The 9,652-nt window shown below is 57.1% G+C and carries 10 protein-coding genes; 3 read left to right on the plus strand and 7 right to left on the minus strand.

Features of this window, described 5'->3' with window-relative positions; all coding sequences use genetic code 11:
- Nucleotides 1-494: 494 nt before the first annotated feature.
- The 6 genes from WCA10_RS18150 to WCA10_RS18175 are packed head-to-tail and all read right to left on the minus strand — an operon-like array spanning nt 495 to nt 7,066.
- Nucleotides 495-1,697 (minus strand): nucleotidyltransferase domain-containing protein, encoded by a 1,203-nt coding sequence (locus WCA10_RS18150; protein ID WP_472823925.1) that lies wholly within the window; start codon nt 1,695-1,697, stop codon nt 495-497.
- Nucleotides 1,690-3,483 (minus strand): ABC transporter ATP-binding protein, encoded by a 1,794-nt coding sequence (locus WCA10_RS18155; protein ID WP_472823926.1) that lies wholly within the window; start codon nt 3,481-3,483, stop codon nt 1,690-1,692. The genes WCA10_RS18150 and WCA10_RS18155 overlap by 8 nt, the downstream gene beginning before the upstream one ends.
- A 14-nt stretch (nt 3,484-3,497) precedes the next feature.
- The gene (locus WCA10_RS18160) at nt 3,498-5,420 is read right to left on the minus strand and encodes an asparagine synthase-related protein (RefSeq protein ID WP_472823927.1); all 1,923 of its coding nucleotides are present in this window, start codon (nt 5,418-5,420) and stop codon (nt 3,498-3,500) included.
- A complete protein-coding gene (locus WCA10_RS18165) occupies nt 5,417-5,920 on the minus strand; it encodes a lasso peptide biosynthesis B2 protein (RefSeq protein WP_472823928.1) in 504 nt (167 codons plus the stop codon). The genes WCA10_RS18160 and WCA10_RS18165 overlap by 4 nt, the downstream gene beginning before the upstream one ends.
- Nucleotides 5,856-6,137, minus strand: coding sequence for a PqqD family peptide modification chaperone (locus WCA10_RS18170; protein ID WP_472823929.1), 282 nt, complete (start codon nt 6,135-6,137; stop codon nt 5,856-5,858). Before WCA10_RS18170 ends, WCA10_RS18165 begins: the two co-directional genes overlap by 65 nt.
- Before the next feature lie 14 nt (nt 6,138-6,151).
- The gene (locus WCA10_RS18175) at nt 6,152-7,066 is read right to left on the minus strand and encodes a phosphoenolpyruvate carboxykinase (ATP) (RefSeq protein WP_472823930.1); all 915 of its coding nucleotides are present in this window, start codon (nt 7,064-7,066) and stop codon (nt 6,152-6,154) included.
- Nucleotides 7,067-7,398: 332 nt separating this feature from the next.
- Between WCA10_RS18175 and WCA10_RS18180 the strand changes: the two genes are divergently transcribed.
- Nucleotides 7,399-7,875 carry a hypothetical protein gene (locus WCA10_RS18180; protein ID WP_472823931.1) on the plus strand — a complete coding sequence of 159 codons (477 nt, stop codon included), beginning with the start codon at nt 7,399-7,401 and terminating at the stop codon, nt 7,873-7,875.
- 178 nt (nt 7,876-8,053) lie between these two features.
- Here the strand turns inward: WCA10_RS18180 and WCA10_RS18185 are convergent, their stop codons facing one another.
- Entirely contained in the window at nt 8,054-9,091 is a 1,038-nt protein-coding gene (locus WCA10_RS18185; protein WP_472823932.1) for a hypothetical protein, read from the minus strand.
- Nucleotides 9,092-9,155: 64 nt separating this feature from the next.
- Between WCA10_RS18185 and WCA10_RS18190 the strand changes: the two genes are divergently transcribed.
- Nucleotides 9,156-9,437, plus strand: a complete 282-nt coding sequence (locus WCA10_RS18190; protein WP_472823933.1) for a hypothetical protein — start codon at nt 9,156-9,158, stop codon at nt 9,435-9,437.
- A gap of 117 nt (nt 9,438-9,554) precedes the next feature.
- Nucleotides 9,555-9,652 (plus strand): hypothetical protein (locus WCA10_RS18195; RefSeq protein ID WP_472823936.1); only part of this gene is annotated, 98 nt, incomplete at its 3' end.

Here is a 9,652-nt window from a genome sequence, read left to right on the forward strand (position 1 = left end):
CGTGCTCCGGATCCCTTGGCAAGCTCGCTCAATCGTAGAATTCATCCACAAAGTTGGTTTTGGTAGGGCATTCAAGCATATTAGGGCTCGCTACAGCCGAAATGAGCGCACTTAAGGAACCTGTCGAAAGCCCAAAACCAGCCTAGCTAGGGCGGTGGGTATGCGATCTGTCTGAAAACACCGGGGACGAGCCGGTTGCGGTAATCTGTTCGATATCGATCTTCTTCAGTTCAGGCGCAGACCATTCTTTTCTGGGCTGCAGGGGAGTCCCGACCAAGCTATTCATTCGCAATCTCCTAGGGCTAGAATGTGGAACGTACGAACCCTAATGCTTGAAGCATACGACACCCTCCTGCGCACGTCAACGCTCCTTTCCCCTCATGACCGAACCTGTGCTCTTCTGGCAACACGCGCCGGTGACGCAGTGGTAAGTTGTTGATGGCAGTGCGATGGGGGCAGGGAGCACTGAAGGACGGAGCAGAAATCTCCGGTCGTCAGCGCGCCCGGATTCGTGAAAGATTCCTCCAAGCCCACAGGAAGGGACGCAATGGAACATAGGCCCAGAAAAGTCCGTCTGGCAGACACAGCACTTGATAATCCCCGCGATAGTAGGCAAGTTCGGCGAGAATCTGGCGCCAGGTCTTATGGCGTTGAACCAGCCTGTCGTAGCGGCCGCGGCGAATGCGATCAGAGAGCAGATCCAGTGCGCCATGCGACGCGGGATCTTTGGATGCCCCAAGAGCGCGTAAAGAGCTTTGAACCAGGAACGGCGACAGATTCTCCCAGGCATCACCCTGAAGGCGCGGCAATGGGAGCTCATACAAAATGTGCAGGAGTTGAAGGCTTGCGAGCATGGGCTTCTCCTGACCTGTACTCAGGCCACGGTCCAGGACCGCATTCCAATTCAGCCGCCCTTCGGCATAGATGCGGGCAAGATCTCCGAGCCACTTCGCGCGGAACCAAGCGTGAATTCCCCCGTGACTACACAGGAAAAGCGCCAAGTCGACAGGATCCATGGCCTGGTAAGAACACCCCTTCCAACTCAACGTAACACTCCGGTTCCATTGGGAAGCGGTCTGGTCTGGCCGCTCCCAGTGGTTGCGCCAGTGGAGTTCCAGGACGCAACCTGTCTTCGAGTGTACGAAGCTCAGATCGTGCTCCATTTGCAAGAGTCTTCCCCATTGACGAGGGGTCATGGGAAAGTAGGAGGAATCAAGATGCCAACCGAGTGGGTCGAGGCAATGCTGCGCCCGGCTAATGTCCTCCAGTGAGACTGCCAGGTCCAGATCACGGTACTGGCGCAGTCCCAGGTCTCCATACAGATCGGAGGAAAGAATCGGCCCCTTTAGAACCATGACGGGAATGTCTGCGCGGTTAAAGGCCTTCAGAATCTCCGCCAATAGCATGGCGTGCTGAACTGCCTGGAGCCGGCAGCCATCGCTACGCTGTTGCAGTTCCTGTTTTGTGTTCCTGGGGATCTCCTCTTCACATACCCGTTGGAGCGCGGCCCAACTGAGCGCGGGAATGCGATGACGATCAACCAGGCGGACGTATTCCGTCCAATCCGGACCGACCCTTATGGCGTTTCGGATGCGCTCCTCCTGGTTTTTCTGCCAGGAAACCGGGGCCAGCCAGGAGGTCGCAATCATCAAGCGAAATGCGGGGCTATTGCCCTCCAGCCAGTGAGTCTCATGCATAACCGATGTCCCGCATCTGAGCTGCCCAGGAGCGGGCATACGATCCGCCAAGGGCCACCAATTCCACGTGAGTTCCCGATTCCACCACCCTCCCTCGTTCGAGAACATGAATGATGTCTGCGTGCATGGCGGTCGTAAAGCGGTGGGTGATCATAAGCCCGGTTCTGCCCTCAGTGAGGGTGCGAAAACGCCCCAGCCAGTCCTGCTCCGCCCAGGAATCCATTTCGCTGGTCGGTTCGTCCAAGATCACCAGTGATGCCCTCCGAAAAAAGGCTCGGGCCAGAGCAATCCTCTGCCATTCCCCACCGCTCAGTTCCGCGCCTCCAAACCACTTGCCCAACAGGGCATTCAATCCTTCCGGAAGGTGATCGATTGGCTCATTTGCGCCTGAAGCCAGTGCGGCTTGACGAATCTGAGCATCGTCGCTAGGCCGGTCGATATCTCCAAAGGCAATATTCTCCCGCACGGTTGCGTGAAAGTGGACGGGGTCCTGGAAAAGGACAGCGATCTGGCGCCGCAAGGCTGACAAGTCCAATTCTCGAAGGTCTACGCCATCGAGAAGGACCCGTCCAGCATCGGGGTCGTAGAAGCGGCAGAGCAGCTTGATGAGTGTGCTCTTTCCCGCCCCATTGTGCCCTACCAAGGCGGCAATTTTTCCATGCGGAATTTCCAGATGGAAGCCGTCCAAAGCGGGATAGGACCCTCCAGGATAGGTGAATGCGATGTTCTCGAATCGGATGCAGTCTCTTACAGGAATTCCGGACCGTCCGCCTTGAACGGAAAGGATTGCCGGCTGAAGACTGAGGAATTCATCCAGATTCTCAACAAAGAGCAGACTTCGATAAATCTTGCCCGCACCTTCGAGGAGCGACCGCAGGAGGACCTGGCCTTGCTGAAATGCCTGGAAACAGAGCAGAAGATCTCCCAGCCGAACTTGCCCTGCGATCGTCCTCTGCAGCATCCAGCCGAGGCCCACCAGGCTGCCGGCCCAGGCGAGCAATCCAGCACCCAATTCAGTGACAGCGCCTTCCCGCACCAGGCGCAGCCGCCCCTCACGAAGTATTTCCCGCAGACTCTCGAAGGCCCTGCGATGGTAGGGGCCGAGATCGAAGAGGCGCAACTCGGCGGCGGACTCCTGATCGGTAATCAACCAATCCAGGTAGCGGGTCCGCCGCTCTTCAAAAGTGTGCTCCACGTGCCAGCGATGTTCGGCGAGGATATGTCGGGCAACGAGAAGGAGGCCAGGAATTCCTGTCGAAACCAGCAGCAGCGGCAACCATCCCGCGTAGGTCCAGAGGATTCCGGCCAGAACGAGAAAGCCGAGGCCGTTCTGAACGATTGAACCGAGACTCTCCAACAATGCAAGCGGCTGGGAGATGGCATCAATTCTGGCCCGATGCAGTTGATCGTAGGACTCAGGATGGTCATAGAACGCCAGGTCCACGCGAAGGGCCTGGGTGTGGATCAGGCGTTGGACCTCGTCCTGCACACGTTCGGCCTGCACGGCGCGTATCCAGGAAAGGGCGCTCGAAAAGAGTTGCGCCACGATCCAGAGACCGGCAATCCCGAGGGCAGGGGGCGCGATGGCAAACCACTTTGGGGAGGCTACGAGCCGGTTTACAAGAGTCCTGAGCAGCAGCGCCAAGCCGGCCGGAATCAATCCCTGGCCCACCAGCAGCAAGCCCCAGACGACGGTCCACCTGCCCGCCGCTTTCCAAATCAGGGTGAGGGCGCGGCGCCCCGCCGGCAACTGGCGAAAGAATCGTTTGATCTTGCTGAGCAGCATGAAGTGCAGGAACCTCAGTTTCTAGCGTCAGCCAGACGGCGAAGAAACATCCCAACGCCCATCCCTCGAAGCAAGATCATGGCGGCCCTCCCTGTAGACGCGAGATCGACCTTTGCAACAAGATCTTCTAGGCAGCGGTGCATGAGCGGCATGTCGAGCATCTCCCGAGCTTCTGGCAGTGAATCGAGAGAATTCAAGCATTCGCGGAACGCAGGCAATTCTCGCATAACCCGATGGCCCACATCAGCGGCCTGTATCCCTTTGCGCGTTCCGCTTAGTATGGGTTCGGGCAATATGTTCCGGAAGGCGCGCTTTATCAAAAGGCTGCGTTGGCCGCTCTGGCAGAATTGATCGTCCGGCACCCGCAGAAGAAACTCTATCAGGGAGAGGTTGGAGGTCGGATCCACGGTGGAAATCGAATGCCATGCCGACATCTCCGTCCCAATGCCGTAGCCGACGCCGAAGTCAGGCCGGAAAAATAGGCCCCGACCATCTTCCAGAGGGGAAAAGATGAAGGTTGCATCGTGGCCCGCCGCACGCATGCGGCCATCCAAACCCAACTCAACAGCCATGTGAGGATTGAGCGCGGAATAATCTCGCCAGCACTTGCTTGGAGGTGTCTTGAAGCGTCGAAGAGCGTATAGGCTCGGCTTCACGATGGGCTTCAATACCTGCCGCTTCAAGGTGAGGAAGAGATTTGGCTCCGCATGAAGAAACAATCGCAACGCCACACTTGGGTGACCTTGGAGGAGCGCAAGGAGAGCCGATCCATTCCCCGACCAGGACACCGTTGCGTTGCCCATTTGCCCACTCAATATAACCCCAGCCCCGTCGCGGGTGATCGCTTCCATCATGGCCTGGAGCCAGTATTGGTTGCATGCCGCGTGACTTGGACCATCGTGAAGGTCAAGGAGGTATTCAATGCCGCGGATGACCCCGAAGTTTGCCGCGTCGATCGAGACATGCCGGACATTCGTACCTGCCATCGCAGCCGTAGCCTGGGCCATCTCCCATTCGTTGCCCTGCTGCCTCTCATTGGCCCCGACTGGAGGCAGGCAGGGCACCGAAGTGTATGCGGTAAGGCTGCGGCCCTGAGCGGCAAGCAATGGCGCCGCCAGAACCACCACTGAGCCCGAATCCCGGCCACCGGATAGCTCAGCCGCCACTGGCTTTTGGGTCCGGAGGCCACTCTGAACAGCCCGGGTGTAGTGCTCTAGAAAGGCCTCTGCGTACCCCTCATCTCGGCGAAAGCTGAGCATATCGCGGCCTTCGGGAGACCAATGGCGCCAGATGCGGGTCCGGCCATGGGGGCCGACCGTCATCGCATGAGCCCAGAGAAGGCGGCGGAAGCTCTTGTAGGCGGTCAGCTCCGCGTCATGCTGCCAGGAAACCAGAACCTCGGCGAGGCGAAGCAGATCTGGTTCTTTGACAACACCGGGGAGCGCCAGCAATGCCTTGAGGCTGGAGGCAAAGGCAACAAAGCCATCTCCCATGTAGTAATAGAGGTTAGCGGTTCCACAGGCGTCCCTGGCCAGCAAAAGAAGGCGTTCCCGTTGATCCCACGCAGCCAGCGCCCAGTCTCCTTCAAGGTGTGAGCTGATTTCCTGGCCCCAGCGGTCGAAAGCCAAGCTGACCAAATGCCCGTCGGACAAGTGAGGTGCATCCGCTGAGGACACATCGAATGCGTCCAGAAGTGCTGCCCGGTTATCCAGGCGGGCGGCGCTGACCACCGGACCGCGCTCACCCGACACCGGTTGGCTCTCGAACCTGTCTTCCGGGTTGATCTCAAGCAGCAAGTGACCCATTCCCACGGCGTCAACAATCTTGCTACCGCCGCCGTGAGGACCGTAATAGGCCATGGCCGCTTTCATTTTCTCTAGACACCGAATGTCGACTGGAGCGGCGTCGAATCGGTAGATCCCATAAATTCCGCTCAAGAACGTCTCCTGGCAAAGGTCGTGAAGGTGCGAAAACGCTCATGGTCTGGGCCACCGGTGACCACGTATGAGCCCATGCGCAGCCATGCATGGGCGTCGAAACTGGCCGATTCACCGCTGCGGGCACCTAAACTTACGGTTCCCTCGAGACCCCGGCGCCGCAGCATGCCTGTGGCCGCCAAGGCCTGGGCAAGGCAACGCCCATCCCACGGCACTCGCCGCCCCACAACGCCTACAGCCCACCCGATTTCCTCTGCTATCCGGGTCTCCTCTGCGGTTGCGATGGTCGGACTCTGGGCTCCGGGCGTTCCCAACCAAGCCGCAATGCGTCGAAAGGGCAAACAAGCTATGGCGATCCGCGCAATCGCAAGAGCGGTCAAAGCTTCCCATAGCAGGCGCCTATGAGCGCGGGGGATTCGGACGTAGCGCTTCACGTTATTCCACACGCAAAAGATGTTCCCGTTCCATCTCTCGAAGAAACTCCTGCACGTCCGTTGCACAATCCTCTGGCGATACCTGGTATTCCTCAACCAGTCGAGCTACGAGCTGAGAAAAGCTGACCGGAGTCTCCAAGATCTCCCAAATGCTCCGAGCTGGCCCCTTCAGTCCGTAGTATGCTCCCGCGTCAATGCTCATCAGAGCGATCTCCTGATCGAGCTCCGTTGAGAACAAATCCTCGTGGCGCGACAACCGATCTTCGGGACGGAAGCTACGCATCTGATACTTCTCCTTTATGGGTTTGCGGCAAAGCGCTCCGCCCATGCCAATTCGAGAAACGTGACCAATCCGTCGACGGCCTCTGGGTCGCGACGCCGTGTCAATGCAACCATCGTTGCCTTCTTCGCAATCAGCCCTGCCATTCGCATCAGATCACCTTGGGTATCTTGGCCTTTCAGGAAATGGGGCCGATACAGATTCTCCAGAAGGCGCTGAACCCGGTCAAAGCCATGAAGCACTTCGAATTCTGGGGTGCTACTCTCGTGGTCGCTGAGAATATGAATCGCGCGCAGCGGCGCGGGATCGGGGCAGTAACCCTCTCCCATAGGTACCACAAACTTATCCACGTTGAAGCGCGCGCCTCCACCCCGGTTGGCTCCGAGGCGATCGTAAGCATCGGCGCATAGCCGGAACTGGACCAGAGCGGGCAAAATCCGCAAGCCCTCGGGCGTAGCTTCGACGGCACAGACATCATCGGAAAGCAGACGGTATCCCTTGCGATGAAACTCGGCGGCTAGAGTAGACTTGCCAGCGCCCTGAACTCCAACAAAAATCATCGCGCCCCAGGGTGTCTCCACCGCACTTCCATGAAGCGGAAACAAACCGCGCTGGTAGAGAAGCGCGCCCATAGCTGAACCGAGCAAAAACAGACGCAACTCTTCCGCCGCAGCATTCGGAAACGGCGTAATAAGGATCCGACGTCCATCTTCGACAGTGTATTGCGCCACGTCAGGCACGAGCATGCGGAAAACTCTTGGCTGAACCTCATAGCCGCCTGTTCCCAGCGTTTCCCAATCTTCTGTTGAAGGAGGCAACAAATGGATTGTCACATCGGGATGCTCCATTTCAACGGGAAGAGCGCGAAGTTCGGGACACTCCAGATCGGTATGGATGCAAAGCCCGTAAGCTGAATATCCCTTCAGCGCCATCGGAAATTCCATATTTTCGCATTAGGCGAATCGCCTATGTATCGCTTCTAGTCGCGTCTCGTTGCTGGCATCCGGCGAAAATTGAGCGCGCATTCAACCGCCGGAAAACAAGGCCAGTATAGCAAAAATGGAGGGAACCGAAATCTGATGACAGAGCATACCGCCAACCGCAAAGTTGCACATGCCATTGAGATTCACTCCCGAAGAGCGCTCTCCAGCGCTCCATGTCTTACTCAGACGCCAGAGGTGAAACAGCTCGGAGGGCAGGATTGGTCTAAGGTAACGTTGGCCTAAAACGCGTTCAGCGAGTTTCGTTATAGCATCGAGGGGATATGAGGATAATCCCGAGCCGTCTAATCGGCCCCATCGCACTGATGATTGCGGTGCAGGTGCTGCCTCAGTCAGTTCATAAGCCGAATGACGTGAGTTCGGGCGACCTCGATTTACAGGAAGCCGTCATCCGGTATCAGATCAAATCCTGGCAACAGGAAATGCATACATACTGCGTCGAAATCAACGGTACCGACCCAGACCCAGCTTTGCTGCAACGTCTTCGGCCGCTGAAAGTAAAAGGAGCATCGGCCTGTCACAGGCAAAACGATAGGCAACTCATGATGATTGTGGATGACAAAAAGAAGGACTCCGTAATCTTCAATCTTGTCGCTTTCCGAAAGGTGAGTGAATCTGAAGTCGAGATTGAAGGCGGCTACTTTTGCGGAAACCTGTGCATGGCACAGGGAACCTACCATCTAGTCCGCGGGGCATCCGGTTGGCATGTGGTGAGATTCGAAGCGCGCCTTACGCTGTAGCCGGTGATACAAGAATTCGGAACTAGTGGCGTTGCGAATGGCATGGTTTGAGCTTCCTTATTGAGTATTTGTTTATACATGAGTAACTACCAAATCTTGCTACTTTGCCCTGTTTGCCTATACTAGAGCGGGAGTCGAGGCGAAGATTGAGCGAACCTTAAAGCGAAAAGTGTCAATGCTAGGAGGGAAAAAGGGCATTCTCCCGGTCGCGCGCTGTCAAAACACCAAGAAGAAATGCCTTGCTGTTTTCTGCTTCGCTGCGACGGCTTTTATAACCAGAAAGGCACTCCCTTTTTCGAGGGCCAGCGGGCGAGGATATCCGAGCCGGCGGCGGCAGAGAAAAGGGCTTGATCCATATATAGAGACCAGATCCAGCAAGACCCCTGATCCAGATGATGGATCCGTTCTCGTAATCGAGGAACGGGAATAGAGCGACCACAAAAACTTCCATATATATAGAGAGAGAAGCTGACGAAGTCAGAACGAGGCTGCGGCCCAGATCATGTAGAGCTTCGGTCCGACGCACACGCGCGAGGATTTTGTGTGCGCCAGTATGAAGAGACCATACGATCCCCGCCCCACGCTGATCAGAGCGGAGACTGGTGCGGAAGTGACACGGAATCGAGAGGGCGACTTCGATCGCGCATGCGCGAGGGCTTTTGTGTGCGGCAGGACGGAAAGACCACTTGAGCTTATCTTCCATGATTAGGATGAGCGAGCCAGGAACGGAGAGTCCCGGACTGATGGTTAGGGCTTTCGGCTTGTCGCGCACGCGCGAGGGCTTTTGTTGCCGGCAGGATGAAGACACCTGGTGTTCACCCAGGATCCGCGCCGACATATCGGCGGCGCTGGTCGAGACGGAGGAGAACTGAAAGATCCGGCCTGGATATTCTTTGAGCGAGATGCCGTGGGGAGTGGCTTCTTCGATGGTGCCGGAGATCTCATCGACAGGGGCGGTGAAGTGTCGATCGGTCATTTTGATGACCGATTCACGGGTTTGTTTGACCCGGTTGAGGATCTTCTGGTATTCGATTTCGAGTTCGGTATTTCCCTCGGCTTCTTTACCGACGATCTGGCGATAGGTGTTGTACTCACGTGAGTAGGGAGCTACATCTGCCAGGATGGCCATCTTGTGGATGGTTGGATAATCCTCGGGCTCTTGCCCTTCAGTTGTCCTGACTTTGGTGGGTGGCTCCTGTGAGCGCATAGTCATCATGTCGTTCAAATCAGCGTAATCCTGCAGTTGCTTGACAGGAGCGTCTATAAGGAGTAACACACAAATGTGTATGTACACTCACATCGATCATGATCCCAGTCTTTTCCGCCGGCAGGTCTGGGGGCGCCTTTTTGGCAGCTGCATTGAGGCAACCCGTTTGGCCGGCGGCCGTTCTGCCGAGCAGACAGCTTATTTGGCCGGGATGGAGACATCAGAATGGTTAGCCATCGAGGCTGGCCATGTTCCAGAGACGGCGGCCGAGCTTCGTTCGATGGCCGGCGCCCTGGAGTGCGGTTTCGAGAGGATGGCCAATCTGGCCCGGCTCTGTGGTGGGGCCTGGAAATAGAATCTTGCCGCCGCCGCTCCGGCCTTCCCTGGTGGCGCGTACTCAAACCCGTATACTCACCTCCAGGGGAAGGAGGTGAGCGCAATCAAGAAAGCAGCAGTATCAGGAGTCAAAAGAGTGAACGTGAACGTTGAAACAGGTCTCCACAACGCCTTCAAGGCGGCAACCGCGGCGCAGGGCGTCGACATGACGATCGTGCTTTTACAGTTCATCGA

Origin of the sequence: Occallatibacter sp. (assembly GCF_049582745.1) — a bacterium.
Taxonomy (GTDB): domain Bacteria; phylum Acidobacteriota; class Terriglobia; order Terriglobales; family Acidobacteriaceae; genus Telmatobacter.

Bases quoted from the DNA above. Each gene is read 5' to 3' on its own strand.
- WCA10_RS18185 (WP_472823932.1), bottom strand. From the start codon at position 9,091: ATGATGACTATGCGCTCACAGGAGCCACCCACCAAAGTCAGGACAACT.
- WCA10_RS18180 (WP_472823931.1), top strand. From the start codon at position 7,399: ATGAGGATAATCCCGAGCCGTCTAATCGGCCCCATCGCACTGATGATT.
- WCA10_RS18190 (WP_472823933.1), top strand. From the start codon at position 9,156: ATGTGTATGTACACTCACATCGATCATGATCCCAGTCTTTTCCGCCGG.
- WCA10_RS18150 (WP_472823925.1), bottom strand. From the start codon at position 1,697: ATGCATGAGACTCACTGGCTGGAGGGCAATAGCCCCGCATTTCGCTTG.
- WCA10_RS18175 (WP_472823930.1), bottom strand. From the start codon at position 7,066: ATGGCGCTGAAGGGATATTCAGCTTACGGGCTTTGCATCCATACCGAT.
- WCA10_RS18155 (WP_472823926.1), bottom strand. From the start codon at position 3,483: ATGCTGCTCAGCAAGATCAAACGATTCTTTCGCCAGTTGCCGGCGGGG.
- WCA10_RS18170 (WP_472823929.1), bottom strand. From the start codon at position 6,137: ATGCGTAGCTTCCGTCCCGAAGATCGGTTGTCGCGCCACGAGGATTTG.